We start from the raw sequence: 17,060 nt of genomic DNA, 5'->3' as shown, positions 1-17,060 counted from the left end.
GCTCTTGCTCTTGCTCTTGCTCTTGCTCTTGCTCTTGCTCTTGCTCTTGCTCTTGCTCTTGCTCTTGCTCTTGCTCTTGCTCTTGCTCTTGCTCTTGCTCTGCTTTTGCTTCTAAGTGCGCGATAATTCAGGCGACACAAATTGCGACTTCAGGAGGCCGAACGTAGGTCTTGCGGAGGGAGGTGACGGGCATGGATGCCCGTCAAGCGCTGCGCCCCAGGATGGGGCGTTCAGCGCGGTCCTCCCGGGAGCAAGGCCGGAGTGAGGGGACCCCGAAGCGAAGCGTAGGGGCCGGATGAATGGAGCGAGCATTTTTTGGTTCCTTTTTGATGCTTCAAAAAGGGACCCGCCGTAAGGGCGGAAAGGTGATTATGCGTCCCCATCGTAAATGAATGCGCATATAACTTTCGAGACGCACGCTGTGTAAGTCAAAGTCAAAGTCAAAGTCAAAGTCAAAGTCAAAGTCAAAGTCAAAGTCAATCGGCATCGGTTTTTATAGTTGTAAGCGCATTCATTTGCGATGTCGACGCACAGTCACCTTTTCGCCTTTACGGCGAGTTCCTTTTTGTCGTGGCAAAAAGGAACCAAAAACCGTGCGCTCCATTCATCCGGCCCTCCGCTTCGCTCCGGGTTCCCTCACTCCGGCCTTGCTCCCGGGAGGACCGCGCTGAACGCCCCATCCTGGGGCGCAGCGCTTGACGGGCATCCATGCCCGTCACCTCCCTCCGCAAGACCTGCGTTCGGCCTCCTGAAGTCGCGAAGTTACGGATGGCGCCTGGGCTGACGCAGCTGTCGCTAGCGGGGTATGGCGCTAGACTCCTGAACGGCAACGGCAACGGCAACGGCAACGGCAACGGCAACGGCAACGGCAACGGCAACGAGCAGCACATTTGCATCTGGGCAATCAGATAAACTGCCTCCATGTCTGATTTTTCTCTCCCCCAAGCCCCCCTGCAACGCCTCGACCTATCTTGGTTACGCCACGCAGGAATCGAAGCTGCGGTCCTGCGCCTGGACCTGATCGACCCGCTGATCAGCGGCAACAAATGGTTCAAGCTGCGTCATCACCTGCTCCAGGCTCGCAAGGCCGATGCGCCGGGCCTGATCAGCCTGGGTGGTAACCATTCCAACCATCTTCATGCCCTGGCGGCGGCTGGCAAGCGCTTCGGCTTCGCCACTGTCGGGCTATTGCGTGGCCACCCCCAGGACACACCGACGGTGCGAGACCTGCGAGCCCTGGGCATGGAGCTGTTTTGGCTCGGTTTCGGCGGCTACCGCAATCGCCATGAACCCGGTTTCTGGGAGCCCTGGCAGGCCCGCTACCCGGATTGGCACTGCATCCCTGAAGGCGGTGGCGGCCAAGCTGGCGCGCAGGGCTGCGGCTTGATCGTCGCGGAATGCCGGGCGCAGTTGGCAACGCTCGGCTGGACGGACTACGACGCCTGGTGGCTGGCGGCAGGCACCGGCACGACCTTGGCCGGAATGGTGCTGGAGGAGGCGGGCAGACATGTGGTCCATGGCGCCCTGGCCGTGCCCCTCGACCACGGTGTACCGGAAACCGTCGCAGCGCTGGCGGGCGTGCACGGCTACCAATTGCACGACGCCAGCCGTGGCGGCTTTGCCCGTATCGACGACGCACTGCTGGCGTTCATCGCCGACACCGAACGGCAAACCGGCATGCCGCTGGAGGCGCTCTACACCGGCAAGGCCCTGCTGGCCCTGCGCGACCGGGTCGAGGCCGGGCATTTCGCTCCCGGCACCCGCTTGGTATTCCTGCATACCGGAGGCCTGCAGGGACGACGCGGTTACTTGTAGGGCAGCATGCGCAGCAGGGTGTTGTCACGCCGCACGTAGTGATGATAAAGCCCGGCCAGTGCGTGCAGGCCGATCAGCCAGTACCCCCAGCTGCCGATGCGTTCATGCCAGCCCTTGATGAACTTGCTCAGGTCCGGATCCGGGGCGACGATGGCCGGCAGATCCAGGCCATAGAACGGGATCGGCTTGTCGGCGGCGCTGAGGATTGCCCAGCCGGCCAGCGGCAGGCCGATCATCATCAGGTACAGCAGCAGGTGCACCAGGTGCGACAGGCCGGTCTGCCAGGCTGGTGGCTTGGGCACGATCGGCGGCGTGGGGCGCGACAGGCGCAGGGCCAGGCGCAGCCAGACCAGCACGAACACCGTCAGCCCGAGCATGAAGTGCAGGTCTTTCATCAGGTCGCGTTCGGCGCTGCCCTTGGGGAACAGGCCGCGCAGCTCGATGCAGGCGTAGACGGCGGCCAGCAGCACCAGCATCAGCCAGTGCAGGGCGATCGACAGGCGCGCGTAGTGGGCCGCAGGAGTGGATGAAACCATGGTGGGTCCTCGTCATCAGGTCGGAAGGGGCGCTCTTGATGGCGCCTGCCCCTAACTCTAATCGCTGGCGTGGAAATGTGTTTGCTTCAGATCTATCAAACACGGCCGACACAACGGGCCTGGGTAATGGCTTTGGGCCTGCACCCGATCTCCATCGCACAAGGATCCTGTGTCAATGAAACGCCTCATCTCCACCCCTCGGGTTGCGCTGTTTGGCGCCCTGTCCCTGCTGCTCGCCGGCTGCGAGCAAGCCCCGGCGGTCAAGACTCCACCGATTGCCGCCCTGACCATTCCGCTGTGCGTGAACGACGAGTGCGCGGTGCTGGACCAGAACGGCGCATTTCGAGTCGCCCCAGGCAGCGAGTTCACCCAGATCTACACCCAAGCCTTCACCAACGCCTTCATCTTCGGACGTGGCGACTACTGGCACCTGGCAAGTGGTGACGGCAAGCAGGTGATTCGCGCCGACCTCACCGATGAGCTCTACACCTTGACCCCTGGCCTGTTCGGCTACGTCCGCAATGGCAAGGTCGGAGTAATGGATGAGCAGGGCAAGGAAGTCCAGCCGGCCATCTTCGACACTGTCTATGTCGGAGGTGACAACGACTTCATCGTCTATGAGATCGACGAACTGCGCGGCATCCTCACGCCTCAGGGCGAGAAGGTCAGCGAAGCGGTGTTCGACTCGCTGTACGTGCGCGAGGATTTCGCAAAGCGTGGCAACTGGGTGCTGGCCGAGCGGCAAGGCGAGAGCTGGGGATACAACCTCCAGACCAAGGTGTTGCGCAAGCTGGACTTCGACACCATAGTCAGCGCGGCTGACGGATATCTGGTGGTCACCCGCGAAGGCGGCGCGGGCAAGGGGCTGGCTGATGCCTCCGGCAACCTGGTGATTGCGCTCGACAAGGGTTGGCTGGGCACGCCAGGCGGTGGTCTGGTGGCCTTCAGGGATGGCTACGACAAACCTTGTGGCTACCTGGATTATCAAGGCAAGGTCGTCATCGAGGCGCAATACCAGAACTGCGAGACGTTCGGCAAGGTTGGCGGCATGGTGCAGTTGCAGCGCACCGGCGAAGACCGCGGCAAGGCCGGGATGATCGGGCATGACGGCAAATGGCTGATCGAGCCCGAGTACGACTCGATCGGCGATGCGGGTATCGGCCTGCTCGGCATGAGTGGCCATCGCCCGGGTTTCAACCATATCGGCAAGCTGCAGAGCATGTTCCTGGCAACCTACGGAACCATCGACCTGGACCAGGGGAAGGTCGTGTTCCAGCCCATATACAAGCAGATCGGCGTGGTAGCGCCCAAGCGCTATGCCTTCACCGAGCTGAAATCGCCGAAGAAGACGGTGATGCTCCTCGGTATGCCGAGTGAAACCGATACCGTGGGCCTGATGGACGAGCAGGGCAAAGTGCTGGTCAAGCCGGAACAGTTCGTGTCGTTCAAGCTGTTGGCCGATGGCCGCCACCTGCTGGCTGCCGAGGGCAGCAATTCGGATACCCTGCGCGCGCTGTACGACATCGATGGCAAGCTGCTGGTGCCCGCCAAATGGCAGGACCTGGAAGTCGACGAGGCGCGTGGCGCGATCTTCGCCTATCGAGTCGAGGGCAATGGCGATGACGCCGTGCGCACGCTGCGCGCCCTGTATCGTCTGGATGGCAGCGTGGTGTTCGACACCAACCGTTTGCCCTGTGGCGCGGAACAGGTGGTCGATGGCAAGGGCCAGGTGCTGTGGCCGAAGGATGCCCAGGCCCACTGCCCGGCGCCTGAGCCGGTGGCCGAGGCGTCCTGACGCTTGAGCACCCGTCGCCGGTGAATCGGCAGCGGGTGCTGCTTCAGCGTGGGGGGAGGTGCGGCCAGTTGTCGGCCACCAGGAACATCCGTTCGACCTCTTCCCACGTTCCGTCCGCCTGTTCCTCCACTCTGCACAGCAAGTGTGCGTGGGCATCGGGTTCCAGCCCTTGCCGCCAGGCGGTGAAGCGCGTTGCGTTCCAGCAGGCCTGTGCTTCAAAGCGCGCTGGCGCCAGCCATGCCTGGCGTGGCAGGGGCTGCCAGCATCCGTTATCGGCTTCGCTCCATTCAGATTGGCGCAGCCAGCCACCGCGCAAGTGCCGGGGGTTGGCCCCGTTAGGTGGACGGGTCTGCCCCGACCGTGGGTAGAACAGGTAGCCGCCAAGCCACAGGTGGGCTTGCACCCGGTCCAGACCCAATCCGGCCAGCACAGTGTGACTCTGCGGTCCGCTCGACATGGGCAGCTGGTGCTGCACCAGGTGTGCCAGCTTGCGTCCCAGCCGATCGTGGCAACCGGGGCCGAGCCAGAGGCCTGGGTCGCCACCGTCGCCGCTAGGCGGTCCCAGGTAGAGCTTGATGGCCAGCTCCAGATGATGATCGCCTTCGCGGTCACGCAGCAGAATGTCCAGCTCGCCCAGGGTGTGCCCGCCGTCGCGGATCGCCAGGTTGGCCGCCAGCAGCTCGATACCCGGTGCCTGCTGCAGGGCGAACTGCCACAGGCTTTCGTAGTACAGGCCCAGCCGCCGGCTGTTCAGGCGTGCCAGCCAGTCCAGCAGCGGCGCAGGCTCCTGGTCGAGCGTCACGAGCCATTGGCCCAGGCGCTGGGGATCATCGGCCCAGGCGCTGCCCTGCAGCGGGTGGCGCTGGGGGCAGCCAGCCTGCGCCAGCAGCGGGGGCGACAGCATTGCCCAGGCCAGGTCGCGCACGGCAGGGTGGCGCAGTTGGCGGGGCAGGGGCTCGAGATCGGCGAAGGGCGTCATCCTGCGAGCATAGCCGGTTTGCCGCTGGCCGGTCCTTTCGCCCATAATCCCGGCATTGTCACCCCGCCGCAGAGCCTTGCAGGAGCACCATGGAGCAATTTCGCAATATCGGTATCATCGGACGCCTTGGCAGCTCCCAGGTGCTCGACACCATTCGCCGACTGAAAAAATTCCTCCTCGAGCGCCACCTGCACGTGATTCTCGAGGACACCATCGCCGAAGTCCTGCCCGGCCACGGCCTGCAGACCTCCACGCGCAAGCTGCTGGGCGAGGTCTGCGACCTGGTCATCGTGGTTGGCGGCGACGGCAGCCTGCTCGGCGCCGCCCGTGCCCTGGCCCGTCACAATATCCCGGTGCTGGGGATCAACCGCGGCAACCTGGGTTTCCTCACCGATATCCGCCCCGACGAGCTGGAGGAGAAGGTCGCCGAGGTGCTCGACGGCCATTACCTGGTGGAGAACCGTTTCCTGCTGCAGGCCGAGGTGCGTCGTCACAACGAGGCCATCGGCCAGGGCGACGCGCTCAACGACGTGGTGCTGCACCCGGGCAAGTCGACGCGGATGATCGAGTTCGAGATCTACATCGACGGCCAGTTCGTCTGCAGCCAGAAGGCCGACGGCCTGATCGTTGCCACCCCGACCGGCTCCACCGCCTACGCGCTGTCCGCCGGCGGCCCGATCATGCACCCCAAGCTGGATGCCATCGTCATCGTGCCAATGTACCCGCATACGTTGTCCGGCCGGCCGATCGTGGTTGACGGCAACAGCGAGCTGAAGATCGTCGTGTCCAAGGACTTGCAGATTTACCCGCAAGTCTCCTGCGACGGCCAGAACCACTTCACCTGTGCCCCGGGCGACACCATCACCGTGAGCAAGAAACCGCAGAAACTGCGCCTGATCCACCCGCTGGACCACAACTACTACGAGGTCTGCCGCACCAAGCTCGGCTGGGGCAGCCGCCTGGGCGGCAGGGACGACTGATGCTCGATCCGGCGCGCAGTTTCGACATCATCGGTGACGTGCACGGTTGCGCGCTCACCCTCGAACGCTTGCTCGACGCCCTCGGCTACAAGCGCATCGGCGGGGTCTGGCGGCATCCGCGGCGCCAGGCGTTGTTCCTGGGCGACATCGTCGACCGTGGCCCACGCATCCGCGAGGCGCTGCACATTGTTCATGACATGGTCGAGGCCGGCCAGGCGTTCTGCATCATGGGCAACCATGAGTACAACGCCCTGGGCTGGGTCACCCCGGCGTTGCCGGGCAGTGGCAAGGCCTTCGTGCGCGACCATACCCCGCGCCATGCCCGGCTGATCGACGAGACCCTTACCCAGTTCGCCCAGCACCCCGGCGACTGGCACGATTTCATCCAGTGGTTCTATGAGCTGCCGTTGTTCGTCGACGCAGGCCGCTTCCGCCTTGTGCATGCCTGCTGGGACCCACGGCTGATCGAGCCGTTGCGTCAGCAATACCCCACGGGCTGCATCGACGAGCACTTCGTGCAGGCCTCGGCAGTGTCCGGCAGCTTCGCCTCGACAGTGTGCAACCGCCTGCTGCGCGGCACCGACATGCGTCTGCCGGACGGCCTGACCCTGACCGGCGGCGACGGCCTGACCCGCGCCTTCTTCCGCACCAAGTTCTGGGAAGAGGACCCGCAGACCTACGGCGACATCGTCTTCCAGCCCGATGCGCTACCCGACGAGGTGGCCCGCACGCCGCTCAGCCACAGCCAGAAGAACGCCCTGCTGCGCTATGCCGAGGACGAACCGTTGCTGTTCGTCGGCCATTACTGGCGCAGTGGCCGGCCCGCGCCGATCCGCGACAACCTGGCCTGCCTGGACTACAGCGCCGTGCTCTACGGCAAGCTCGCGGCCTACCGTCTGGACGACGAGACCCGCATCGACCCGCACAAGTTTGTCTGGGTCGATGTTGACCGCCCGCAGGCCAGCCAATGAACGTGGTCGAAGTGCTGCGCCTGCCGCTGGCGGTCGATCTCAGCGGTTTCGTCGCCCTGCTGCGTCGTCTGCAGGTGCCGCACCGGGTGGTGGAGGAGGGCGAGGAACAGGTGCTCTGGGCGCCGCCGGCCATGGCCCACGACGTACTGGAACTCTATCGGCGCTTCCCTGAGGGCAATGCCGACCTTGAAGCCATGCCCGAACCTGTGGCCGCTGGCATGCCGACCGCCCCGGCGGCGCCTTCGCTGAAGGAACAGGCCCTGGTCTGCAAGGTCACCGCCGCGGTACTGATCCTGAGCCTGGTGGTCGCCGGGGTGACCGGCCTGGGTGACAACCTCTCGACCATCGGCTGGTTCACCTTCCTGTCGTTCAAGGTGCAGGGCGACTACCTGTACTTCACCCCCTTGCTCCAGGGCCTCGCCGAAGGCCAGTGGTGGCGACTGGTGTCGCCGATGCTGCTGCACTTCGGCGTGCTGCACCTGGCCATGAACGGCCTGTGGTACTGGGAGCTGGGCAAGCGCATTGAGCTGCGCCAGGGGCCGTGGATGTTGCTGGGGCTGACACTGTTGTTCAGTCTGGTGTCCAACCTGGCTCAGCATTTCACCAGCGGGCCGAGCCTGTTCGGCGGGCTGTCTGGCGTGCTCTACGGCTTGCTCGGGCATGTCTGGCTGTACCAGTGGCTGGCGCCGAACCCGCAGTTCAACCTGCCCAAGGGCGTGCTGGTGATGATGCTGATCTGGCTGGTGATCTGCCTGAGCGGCGTGGTCGGCCAGCTCGGCTTCGGCCAGATCGCCAACGCCGCCCATGTCGGCGGGTTGCTCATCGGATGCCTGACAGGGCTCTTGGGTGGCGCGCTGGCGAGGCGTAAACTGACCGCCTGACTGAGGAGACAGCATGTCCACGTTCGCGCAAATGATCGAAAACATCACCCCCGAGATCTACGAGAGCCTGAAGACGGCCGTGGAGATCGGCAAATGGTCCGACGGCCGCAAGCTGACCGCTGAGCAGAAGGAGCTGTCGCTGCAGGCGGTGATCGCCTGGGAAATGAAGAACCTCCCCGAAGAGCAGCGCACCGGCTACATGGGCCCGCAGGAGTGCGCCTCGAAGTCGGCGCCGATCGCCAACATCCTCTTCAAGTCGGACTCGGTACATTGATCGAACTCGCTCGTGGCTCTCTGAGCAAGATGGCGGTGCGCCTGGACGCACCGGTCGTTCAATACAGTTTCCGCCTGGATGACACCGAGGTGCCGGTCAACCCGCTGATCGGCCAGTCGATCCGCCTGGAGTACCTCGGCGCGATCCACTGCAGCCATTGCGGCAAACGCACCAAGACCAGCTTCAGCCAGGGCTACTGCTATCCGTGCATGACCAAGCTGGCCCAGTGCGATGTGTGCATCATGACCCCGGAACGCTGCCACTACGACGCCGGCACCTGCCGCGAGCCGTCGTGGGGCGAGCAGTTCTGCATGACCGACCACGTGGTGTACCTGGCCAACTCGTCGGGCATCAAGGTCGGCATCACCCGAGCCACCCAGCTGCCCACCCGCTGGCTCGACCAGGGCGCCAGCCAGGCGCTGCCGATCATGCGCGTGGCCACCCGCCAGCAATCCGGGCTGGTCGAGGATGTGCTGCGCAGCCAGGTGCCGGACCGCACCAACTGGCGCGCGCTGCTCAAAGGCGACGCCGAGGTGCTCGACCTGCCGGCCATCCGCGAGCAGATCTTCGACGCCTGCGCAGACGGTATCCGTGGGCTGCAGGAGCGCTTCGGCCTGCAGGCCATCCAGCCGCTGCCCGACGCCGAGGTGGTGCAGATGCGCTACCCGGTCGAGGCCTACCCGAAAAAGATCGTCAGCTTCAACCTCGACAAGGATCCCGTCGTGGAAGGCACGCTGCTGGGTATCAAGGGCCAGTACCTGATCTTCGACACCGGCGTGATCAACATTCGCAAGTACACGGCCTACCAGCTGGCCGTGCTCCAGTAAAAGGATCGTCACCATGCGTACCGAACAACCGCAAGTGATCTACCTCAAGGACTATCAGGCCCCCGAGTACCTGATCGACGAGACCCACCTGACCTTCGAACTGTTCGAGGACCACAGCCTGGTCCATGCGCAACTGGTCATGCGCCGCAACCCCGAGCGCGGCGCCGGCCTGCCGCCGCTGGTGCTCGATGGCCAGCACCTGGAGCTGCTGAGCGTGCAGTTGGACGACCAGGCGCTGGCCGCTGGCGACTACCAGCTCGATGACGACAGCCTCACCGTGCAGCCCAAGGGCGAACGCTTCACCCTGGACACCAGCGTGAAGATCCACCCGGAGAGCAACACCGCACTGGAAGGCCTGTACAAGTCCGGCAAGATGTTCTGCACCCAGTGCGAGGCCGAGGGCTTCCGCAAGATCACCTACTACCTCGACCGCCCGGACGTGATGAGCACCTTCACCACCACGGTGATCGCCGAGCAGCATCGCTATCCGGTGCTGCTGTCGAACGGCAACCCGGTGGGCAGTGGCCCGGGTGAGGATGGCCGCCACTGGGCGACCTGGGAAGACCCGTTCAAGAAGCCGGCCTACCTGTTTGCCCTGGTAGCCGGTGACCTGTGGTGCGTCGAGAGCGAGTTCACCCGCCAGTCCGGCCGCGAGGTGACCCTGCGTATCTATGTCGAGGAAGAAAACCTCGACAAGTGCGACCACGCCATGGTCAGCCTGAAGAAGTCCATGCGCTGGGACGAGGAAGTCTATGGCCGTGAATATGACCTGGACATCTTCATGATCGTCGCGGTCAATGACTTCAACATGGGCGCCATGGAAAACAAGGGCCTGAACATCTTCAACTCGAGCTGCGTGCTGGCCCGCGCCGAGACCGCCACCGACGCCGCCCACCAACGGGTCGAGGGCGTGGTGGCCCACGAGTACTTCCACAACTGGTCGGGCAACCGCGTGACCTGCCGCGACTGGTTCCAGCTGTCGCTCAAGGAAGGCTTCACGGTGTTCCGCGATGCCGAGTTCAGCGCCGACATGAACTCGCGCACGGTCAAGCGCATCGAGGACGTCGCCTACCTGCGCACCCACCAGTTCGCCGAAGACGCCGGCCCCATGGCCCACCCGATCCGCCCGGACAGCTTCATCGAGATCTCCAACTTCTACACCCTGACGGTGTACGAGAAGGGCGCCGAGGTGGTCGGCATGGTCCACACCCTGCTGGGGGCCGAGGGCTTCCGCAAGGGTAGCGACCTGTACTTCGAGCGCCATGATGGCCAGGCGGTTACCACCGACGACTTCATCAAGGCCATGGAAGACGCCAACGGCGTCGACCTGACCCAGTTCAAGCGCTGGTATACCCAGGCCGGCACCCCGCGCCTGGAGGTCAGCGAGGCCTATGACGCTGCCGCGCAGCGCTACAGCCTGAGCTTCCGCCAGAGCTGCCCGCCGACACCGGGGCAGGTTGAGAAACTGCCGTTCGTGATCCCGGTGGCGCTGGGCCTGCTGGATGCCCAAGGTAACGACCTGCCGTTGCGCCTGGCCGGCGAAAGCGCCGCCGCTGGCACCAGCCGCGTGCTGTCGGTGACCGAAGCCGAGCAGACCTTCACCTTCGAAGGTATTGCCAGCCAGCCGCTGCCGTCGCTGCTGCGCGGCTTCAGCGCACCGGTCAAGCTGAGCTTCCCCTACGACCGCGATCAGCTGATGTTCCTCATGCAACACGACAGCGACGGCTTCAACCGCTGGGAAGCGGGGCAGCAGTTGGCCGTGCAGGTGCTACAGGAGCTGATCGGCCAGCACCAGCGTGGCGAAGCACTGTGTCTCGACCAGCGCCTGATTACTGCCTTGGGCACTGTGATTGGCAACGAGTCGCTGGACCCTGCCATGGTCGCCGAGATGCTCTCGCTGCCGGGCGAGGCCTACCTCACCGAGATCAGCCAGGTGGCCGACGTGGATGCCATCCACGCCGCCCGTGAGTTCGCCCGCCGGCAGATCGCCGAGCAGCTGTTCGGTGCGCTGTGGGCGCGCTACCAGGCCAACCGCGAGGTCTCGCGCAAGACCGCCTACGTGGCCTCGGCCGAGCACTTCGCCCGCCGCAGCCTGCAGAACATCGCGCTGTCGTACCTGATGCTCAGCGGCAAGCCGCAGGTGCTCGAGGCGACCCTGGAGCAGTACGAGCACTGCGACAACATGACCGAGCGTCTCACCGCCCTGGCGGTGCTGGTCAACTCGCCGTTCGAGGCCGAGCGGGCCAAGGCCCTGGATGCCTTCGCCGAGCACTTCAAGGACAACCCGCTGGTCATGGACCAGTGGTTCAGCGTGCAGGCGGCCAGCACCCTGCCGGGCGGCCTGGCGCGGGTCAAGGCATTGATGCAGCACCCGGCCTTCACCCTGAAGAACCCGAACAAGGTGCGCGCGCTGATCGGTGGTTTCGCCGGGCAGAACCTGGTCAATTTCCATGCCGCTGACGGTTCGGGGTATCGCTTCCTGGCGGATCTGGTGATCGAGCTCAATGCGCTGAACCCGCAGATCGCCTCGCGCCAATTGGCGCCGCTGACCCGCTGGCGCAAGTATGACGACCAGCGTCAGGTGCTGATGAAGGGTGAGCTGGAGCGGATCCTCGCGTCCGGTGCGCTGTCCAGCGATGTGTACGAGGTGGTGAGCAAGAGCTTGGCGTAAGCCTGGTCCAACGCTATCGCGGGGCAAGTCGGGTCGCCGCATCGCCGCTCCGACTTGCCCCGCGATGCGTTTGACGGTTAACAAAACATAACGTCCCGCTCGTTGTTTTCTGTCGGACAAGCCCGATACGATGGCCAGAAGCTATTCCAGGCCTCTGGACCAGGGGTTTCGGCAGTGCCTGGCAATAGATTGACCCACCACAAGAACACAACAGGGGGCAGTCATGAGAGAGCGGACAACGCCACGCCGCAAGCTGGCGGCAGGCGCGATGCTGGCACTGGTACTGGGCATCGGCGCCGGCAATGCCGAGGCGGCGGTGGCCGCCGAGGAATACTCGGTGGAGTCGGCCAAGGCCAGCCAGAGCCTGTTGATCGGCGCCACCCACGCCGGCCAGCGCCTGGTGGTGGTCGGCGATCGCGGCCATATCCTGTTCTCCGACGACCAGGGCAAGACCTGGACCCAGGCCCGGGTGCCCACCCGGCAACTGCTTACCGCGGTGTTCTTCCTCGACGACAAGCGCGGCTGGGCGGTCGGCCATGACGCCCAGATCCTCGCCAGCAACGACGGCGGCGCGACCTGGAGCAAGCAGTTCGAAGACCTGTCCCGCGAAGCGCCCTTGCTCGACGTGCGCTTCATCGACGCGCAGCATGGCTTTGCCGTGGGCGCCTATGGCGCGCTGCTGGAGACCACCGATGGCGGCCAGCACTGGCAGGACGTCGCCGAGCGCCTGGACAACCCCGACCAGCTTCACCTCAACGCCATTACCCAGGTGAAGGACGCTGGCCTGTTCATCGTCGGCGAGCAGGGCAGCATGTTCCGTTCCAGCGATGCCGGCCAGAGCTGGACAACGGTGCAGGGCCCCTACGAGGGCTCGCTGTTCGGTGTGATCGGTACCACCCAGTCCAACACGCTGTTGGCCTACGGCCTGCGCGGCAACCTGTTCCGCTCCACCGATTTCGGCGACAGCTGGCAGCCAGTCGAGCTCAAGGCCGAACGCGGTCCGCTCGAATTCGGCCTGGCAAGCGCTACGCTTCTCGAGGACGGCAGCCTGGTGCTGGTTGGCAATAGCGGCAGCGTGCTGCGCAGCCATGACGACGGGCAGACCTTCAGTGTGCGCAACCGCGCCGACCGCATCGCCCTGTCGGGTGTGAGTGGCCTGGGCGGTGGCGGCCTGTTGCTGGTCGGGCAAGGGGGCGTGCACCTGGCCTCGGCCGACGGTACCCAGGAGGTGCGTCCATGACCAGCCGGGAGAGCTTCGACATGCAGCACAAGGACAAGGCCACCCTGCTGGAACGCCTGATTTTCAACAACCGCCCCGTGGTCATCGCCATCTGCCTGCTGGTGAGCGTTTTCCTGTTCTGGCAGGCCACACAGATCCGCCCGTCCACCAGTTTCGAGAAGATGATCCCGCTGCAGCATCCGTTCATCGAGCAGATGATGGAGCACCGCAACGACCTGGCCAACCTCGGCAACACCGTGCGCGTCTCGGTGGAGGCGGTCAATGGCGACATCTTCGACAAAGACTACATGGAGACACTGCGCCAGATCCATGACGAGGTGTTCTACATCCCCGGCGTCGACCGCGCCGGGCTGAAGTCGCTGTGGAGCCCGAGCGTGCGCTGGAGCGAGGTCACCGAAGAGGGCTTCTCCGGCGGCGAGGTGATCCCCAATACCTACAATGGCTCCCAGGACAGCCTCGACACCCTGCGCGACAACGTGCTCAAGTCAGGCCAGGTGGGGCGCCTGGTGGCCAACAATTTCAAATCCAGCATCATCGACATCCCGCTGCTGGAGAACCATCCCGACCCGCAGGATCCGGGGCGCCAGGTCAAGCTCGACTACCAGCAGTTCTCCCACCAGCTGGAAGAGAAGATCCGCGACAAGTTCCAGGCACAGAACCCCAACGTGAAGATTCACATCGTCGGTTTCGCGAAGAAGGTCGGTGACCTGATCGACGGGCTGGTGATGGTGGCGATGTTCTTCGGCGTGGCGCTGGTGATCACCTGGGCGCTGCTGTACTGGTTCACCTGGTGCATCCGCAGCACCATCGCCGTGCTCATCACCACCCTGGTGGCGGTGGTCTGGCAGCTGGGGCTGATGCATGCGGTGGGCTTCGGCCTGGACCCGTACTCGATGCTGGTGCCGTTCCTGATCTTCGCCATCGGTATCTCTCATGGCGTGCAGAAGATCAACGGCATCGCCCTGCAGTCCAGCGACGCCGACAACGCCCTGACCGCAGCGCGGCGCACGTTCCGCCAGTTGTTCCTGCCGGGGATGATCGCCATCCTCGCCGACGCCGTGGGCTTCATCACCCTGCTGATCATCGACATTGGGGTGATCCGCGAGCTGGCCATCGGCGCCTCGATCGGTGTGGCGGTGATCGTGTTCACCAACCTGATCCTGCTGCCGGTGGCGATCAGCTACGTCGGCATCAGCCAGAAGGCCATCGCCCGCAGCAAGAAGGATGCGACCCGCGAGCATCCGTTCTGGCGCCTGCTGTCCAACTTCGCCAGCCCCAAGGTGGCGCCGGTATCGGTGGTGCTGGCGCTGCTGGCCTTCGGCGGCGGCCTCTGGTACAGCCAGAACCTGAAGATCGGCGACCTCGACCAGGGCGCGCCGGAGCTGCGCCCGGACTCGCGCTACAACCAGGACAACAGCTTCATCATCAGCAATTACTCGACCAGTTCCGATGTGCTGGTGATCATGGTCAAGACCCCGGCCGAGAGCTGTTCGATCCACTCGACCATGGCGCCGATCGACGAGTTGATGTGGACCATGGACAACACCCCGGGGGTGCAGTCGACCATCTCCCTGGTGACCGTGTCCAAGCAGGTCATCAAGGGCATGAACGAGGGCAGCCTGAAATGGGAAACCCTGTCGCGCAACCCGGATATCCTGAACAACTCCATTGCCCGGGCCGACGGCCTGTACAACGCCGACTGCTCGCTGGCACCGGTGCTGGTATTCCTCAACGACCACAAGGCCGAGACGCTGGAGCGGGTCACCGCCGCGGCCAAGGCCTTCGCCGACAGCCACAGCAAGGACGGCCTGCAGTTCCTCCTGGCGGCGGGTAATGCCGGCATCGAGGCCGCCACCAACGAGGTGATCAAGTCGGCCGAGCTGACCATCCTGATCCTCGTGTACATCTGCGTGGCGGTAATGTGCATGATCACCTTCCGCTCGTTCGCCGCGACCTTGTGCATCGTCCTGCCGCTGGTGCTGACTTCGGTACTGGGCAACGCGCTGATGGCCTTCATGGGCATTGGCGTGAAGGTCGCCACGCTGCCGGTGGTGGCGCTGGGCGTGGGCATCGGCGTGGACTACGGCATCTACATCTACAGCCGCCTGGAGAGCTTCCTGCGCGCCGGCCTGCCGTTGCAGGAGGCCTACTACGAGACCCTGCGCTCCACCGGCAAGGCGGTGCTGTTCACCGGCCTGTGCCTGGCCATCGGCGTGTGCACCTGGATCTTCTCGGCGATCAAGTTCCAGGCCGACATGGGCTTGATGCTGACCTTCATGCTGCTGTGGAACATGTTCGGCGCCCTGTGGCTGCTGCCGGCGCTGGCGCGGTTCCTGATCAAGCCAGAGAAATTGGCGGGCAAGGAGGGCGGGTCGATCTTCGCCCATTGATCCTCAGCAAGGGGCCGCTGCGCGGCCCAATCGCCGGCAAGTTGCAGCGGCGAACCGCGGCTCCCACAGGTATGCGCTGGCCTTGAAGATGGCGCGATCTCTGTGGGAGCCGGCTTGCCGGCGATTGGGCTGCGGAGCAGCCCCATGGCTATAATGACTGCCCAATTTCCCGGATGTCCCCATGACCCTCGCCACCGCCCTCGCAGCCTGCGACATGCTCCTGATCGACGGCCTGCACGCCTTCGACTTCACCCTCGACGAATCCGGCCTCACCATCGAATGCATGGACGGCCGCCAACTGCGCCGCTGGACCTTCACCCCCGAGCAGATCGCCGCCGCCACCGGCGCGGGCGACGACTGGGGCCTGGCCACTGATGAAGGCGAGCATCGTCTAGTCTGTATGAGTGCCTTTCGTGCCCCGGATGAAGAAGACGATGAACAGGAAATGGACACGCCTGCTGACCGCTAGCCTCATGGCTTTGTCAGTCAACGCCCAGGCCGCCACGTTGCTGGTGGGCAGCTACACCGACAACGGCAGCGAAGGGATCTACCGCTACGACTTCAACGCTCGCACTGGCCAGATCGACGCCAAGCCTCGGCAGGTGGTCAAGAGCGTCAGCCCCTCGTGGCTGGTGCTGTCTGCAGACCAGCGCCAGCTGTTCGCCGTCAATGAAACGCCCAAGGGCAATGTCAGCAGCTTCTCGCTGGACGGCAAGGGCGAGATCAAGCTGCTGAACCAGGTGCCCAGCCAGGGCGACGAGCCGACTCACGCCAGCCTGAGCCATGACCAGCGCTACCTGTTCGTCGCCAACTACGCCGTCGCTCCCGACCCCGGTGGCAGCCTGGTGGTGATCCCGGTGGCCAGGGACGGTAAGCTCAAGCCGGTGGTACAGCAGGCCCGGCACACGCCAAGCAAGGTCGACCCCGAGCGCCAGGCCGGTGCTCATGTGCATTCGCTGGTGCTGTCGCCCGATGGCCGCCACCTGTATGCCTGCGACCTGGGCGCGGACAAGGTGTTCATCTACCGCTACGACGGTGCCAGCCCCGAGCATCCACTGAGCCCGGCGATTCCGCCGTCGGTGGCGTTGCCACCGGGCAGTGGCCCGCGCCATCTGCTGTTCGACGCCAAGGGCCGGCATGCCTACCTGACGCTGGAGATGAGCGCCGAGGTGGTGGTATTCGATGTGCAGGACGGTGCTCTGACCGAGCGCCAGCGCGTGCCGCTGACCGACAGCAAGGATGCAGCGGCCAGGGCCGCGGGCGGGCTGCACCTGTCGGCCGATGGCCGCTTCCTCTATGTCAGCAATCGCGGCACCGCCAACGAGATCGTGGCGTATGCGGTAGGCAAGGACGACGGCCAACTGAGACTGGTGCAGCGCCGGTCGGTGGAGGGCGACCATCCCCGCGAATTCGCGCTCGACCCCAGTGGCAACTACCTGCTGGTGGCGAACCAGAAGAGCAACCAGATCGTGGTCATGCGCCGCGATCCGCGCAGCGGCAAGCTGGGGGACACCGTGCAGAAGTTGGCGCAGCAGGCGCCTTCGGACCTCAAGTTCCTCGAATAATGGCAGGGGCTGAAAACCTCCGGCGTGGGGGGGGGGGGGGGGGGGGCGCGGGGGGGGGGGGGGGGGGCCGCCCGGCCCCCCCCCCCCCCCCCGGGGGGGGCGCAACACCAGTGAAAAAGAAACAGAAAAGCAGAGT

General features: G+C 64.7%; 14 protein-coding genes. 12 read left to right on the top strand and 2 right to left on the bottom strand.

All coding sequences use genetic code 11. The features are described 5' to 3' along the window. The first annotated feature begins 921 nt into the window (after nucleotides 1-921). Nucleotides 922-1,815: a 1-aminocyclopropane-1-carboxylate deaminase/D-cysteine desulfhydrase gene (locus ACVWY1_RS25695; RefSeq protein ID WP_457378937.1), complete on the top strand. Its 894-nt coding sequence runs from the start codon at nucleotides 922-924 to the stop codon at nucleotides 1,813-1,815. Here the strand turns inward: ACVWY1_RS25695 and ACVWY1_RS25690 are convergent. Then, nucleotides 1,806-2,351, bottom strand: coding sequence for a cytochrome b (locus ACVWY1_RS25690; RefSeq protein ID WP_110704469.1), 546 nt, complete (start codon nucleotides 2,349-2,351; stop codon nucleotides 1,806-1,808). The genes ACVWY1_RS25695 and ACVWY1_RS25690 overlap by 10 nt on opposite strands. A 175-nt stretch (nucleotides 2,352-2,526) precedes the next feature. Between ACVWY1_RS25690 and ACVWY1_RS25685 the strand changes: the two genes are divergently transcribed. Next, nucleotides 2,527-4,146: a WG repeat-containing protein gene (locus tag ACVWY1_RS25685; protein WP_457378936.1), complete on the top strand. Its 1,620-nt coding sequence runs from the start codon at nucleotides 2,527-2,529 to the stop codon at nucleotides 4,144-4,146. Nucleotides 4,147-4,189: 43 nt separating this feature from the next. Here the strand turns inward: ACVWY1_RS25685 and ACVWY1_RS25680 are convergent, their stop codons facing one another. Then, nucleotides 4,190-5,170, bottom strand: a complete 981-nt coding sequence (locus ACVWY1_RS25680) for a DUF1853 family protein (protein WP_457378935.1) — start codon at nucleotides 5,168-5,170, stop codon at nucleotides 4,190-4,192. A gap of 44 nt (nucleotides 5,171-5,214) precedes the next feature. Between ACVWY1_RS25680 and ACVWY1_RS25675 the strand changes: the two genes are divergently transcribed. The 10 genes from ACVWY1_RS25675 to ACVWY1_RS25630 all read left to right on the top strand — a co-directional run bounded on the left by ACVWY1_RS25675 (nucleotide 5,215) and on the right by ACVWY1_RS25630 (nucleotide 16,924). After that, nucleotides 5,215-6,105, top strand: coding sequence for an NAD(+) kinase (locus ACVWY1_RS25675; protein ID WP_011532967.1), 891 nt, complete (start codon nucleotides 5,215-5,217; stop codon nucleotides 6,103-6,105). Continuing rightward, entirely contained in the window at nucleotides 6,105-7,076 is a 972-nt protein-coding gene (locus tag ACVWY1_RS25670; protein ID WP_102685346.1) for a metallophosphoesterase, read from the top strand. Before ACVWY1_RS25675 ends, ACVWY1_RS25670 begins: the two co-directional genes overlap by 1 nt. After that, nucleotides 7,073-7,957, top strand: a complete 885-nt coding sequence (locus ACVWY1_RS25665; protein WP_457378934.1) for a rhomboid family intramembrane serine protease — start codon at nucleotides 7,073-7,075, stop codon at nucleotides 7,955-7,957. Before ACVWY1_RS25670 ends, ACVWY1_RS25665 begins: the two co-directional genes overlap by 4 nt. Before the next feature lie 13 nt (nucleotides 7,958-7,970). Beyond that, nucleotides 7,971-8,231 carry a YeaC family protein gene (locus tag ACVWY1_RS25660; RefSeq protein WP_011532970.1) on the top strand — a complete coding sequence of 87 codons (261 nt, stop codon included), beginning with the start codon at nucleotides 7,971-7,973 and terminating at the stop codon, nucleotides 8,229-8,231. Next, nucleotides 8,228-9,058, top strand: coding sequence for a DUF2797 domain-containing protein (locus tag ACVWY1_RS25655; protein ID WP_457378933.1), 831 nt, complete (start codon nucleotides 8,228-8,230; stop codon nucleotides 9,056-9,058). Before ACVWY1_RS25660 ends, ACVWY1_RS25655 begins: the two co-directional genes overlap by 4 nt. Nucleotides 9,059-9,071: 13 nt before the next feature. Next, entirely contained in the window at nucleotides 9,072-11,729 is a 2,658-nt protein-coding gene (gene pepN / locus ACVWY1_RS25650; RefSeq protein WP_457378932.1) for an aminopeptidase N, read from the top strand. 223 nt (nucleotides 11,730-11,952) lie between these two features. Continuing rightward, nucleotides 11,953-12,969 carry a WD40/YVTN/BNR-like repeat-containing protein gene (locus ACVWY1_RS25645; protein ID WP_457378931.1) on the top strand — a complete coding sequence of 339 codons (1,017 nt, stop codon included), beginning with the start codon at nucleotides 11,953-11,955 and terminating at the stop codon, nucleotides 12,967-12,969. Then, nucleotides 12,966-15,359, top strand: a complete 2,394-nt coding sequence (locus tag ACVWY1_RS25640; protein WP_102685351.1) for an efflux RND transporter permease subunit — start codon at nucleotides 12,966-12,968, stop codon at nucleotides 15,357-15,359. The genes ACVWY1_RS25645 and ACVWY1_RS25640 overlap by 4 nt, the downstream gene beginning before the upstream one ends. A 181-nt stretch (nucleotides 15,360-15,540) precedes the next feature. Beyond that, nucleotides 15,541-15,828, top strand: coding sequence for a DUF5629 family protein (locus ACVWY1_RS25635; protein WP_457378930.1), 288 nt, complete (start codon nucleotides 15,541-15,543; stop codon nucleotides 15,826-15,828). Next, nucleotides 15,794-16,924 carry a lactonase family protein gene (locus tag ACVWY1_RS25630; protein WP_277505142.1) on the top strand — a complete coding sequence of 377 codons (1,131 nt, stop codon included), beginning with the start codon at nucleotides 15,794-15,796 and terminating at the stop codon, nucleotides 16,922-16,924. The genes ACVWY1_RS25635 and ACVWY1_RS25630 overlap by 35 nt, the downstream gene beginning before the upstream one ends. Nucleotides 16,925-17,060 lie beyond the last annotated feature (136 nt).

It is taken from the genome of Pseudomonas sp. TE6288 (assembly GCF_054062095.1).
The sequence above is the reverse complement of the archived record's forward strand: the minus strand, read 5'-3'. Positions and strand labels throughout refer to the sequence as shown.

Bases quoted from the DNA above. Each gene is read 5' to 3' on its own strand.
- ACVWY1_RS25695 (WP_457378937.1), top strand. From the start codon at position 922: ATGTCTGATTTTTCTCTCCCCCAAGCCCCCCTGCAACGCCTCGACCTA.
- ACVWY1_RS25690 (WP_110704469.1), bottom strand. From the start codon at position 2,351: ATGGTTTCATCCACTCCTGCGGCCCACTACGCGCGCCTGTCGATCGCC.
- ACVWY1_RS25685 (WP_457378936.1), top strand. From the start codon at position 2,527: ATGAAACGCCTCATCTCCACCCCTCGGGTTGCGCTGTTTGGCGCCCTG.
- ACVWY1_RS25680 (WP_457378935.1), bottom strand. From the start codon at position 5,170: ATGGGCGAAAGGACCGGCCAGCGGCAAACCGGCTATGCTCGCAGGATG.
- ACVWY1_RS25675 (WP_011532967.1), top strand. From the start codon at position 5,215: ATGGAGCAATTTCGCAATATCGGTATCATCGGACGCCTTGGCAGCTCC.
- ACVWY1_RS25670 (WP_102685346.1), top strand. From the start codon at position 6,105: ATGCTCGATCCGGCGCGCAGTTTCGACATCATCGGTGACGTGCACGGT.
- ACVWY1_RS25665 (WP_457378934.1), top strand. From the start codon at position 7,073: ATGAACGTGGTCGAAGTGCTGCGCCTGCCGCTGGCGGTCGATCTCAGC.
- ACVWY1_RS25660 (WP_011532970.1), top strand. From the start codon at position 7,971: ATGTCCACGTTCGCGCAAATGATCGAAAACATCACCCCCGAGATCTAC.
- pepN (WP_457378932.1), top strand. From the start codon at position 9,072: ATGCGTACCGAACAACCGCAAGTGATCTACCTCAAGGACTATCAGGCC.
- ACVWY1_RS25645 (WP_457378931.1), top strand. From the start codon at position 11,953: ATGAGAGAGCGGACAACGCCACGCCGCAAGCTGGCGGCAGGCGCGATG.
- ACVWY1_RS25640 (WP_102685351.1), top strand. From the start codon at position 12,966: ATGACCAGCCGGGAGAGCTTCGACATGCAGCACAAGGACAAGGCCACC.
- ACVWY1_RS25635 (WP_457378930.1), top strand. From the start codon at position 15,541: ATGACCCTCGCCACCGCCCTCGCAGCCTGCGACATGCTCCTGATCGAC.
- ACVWY1_RS25630 (WP_277505142.1), top strand. From the start codon at position 15,794: ATGAACAGGAAATGGACACGCCTGCTGACCGCTAGCCTCATGGCTTTG.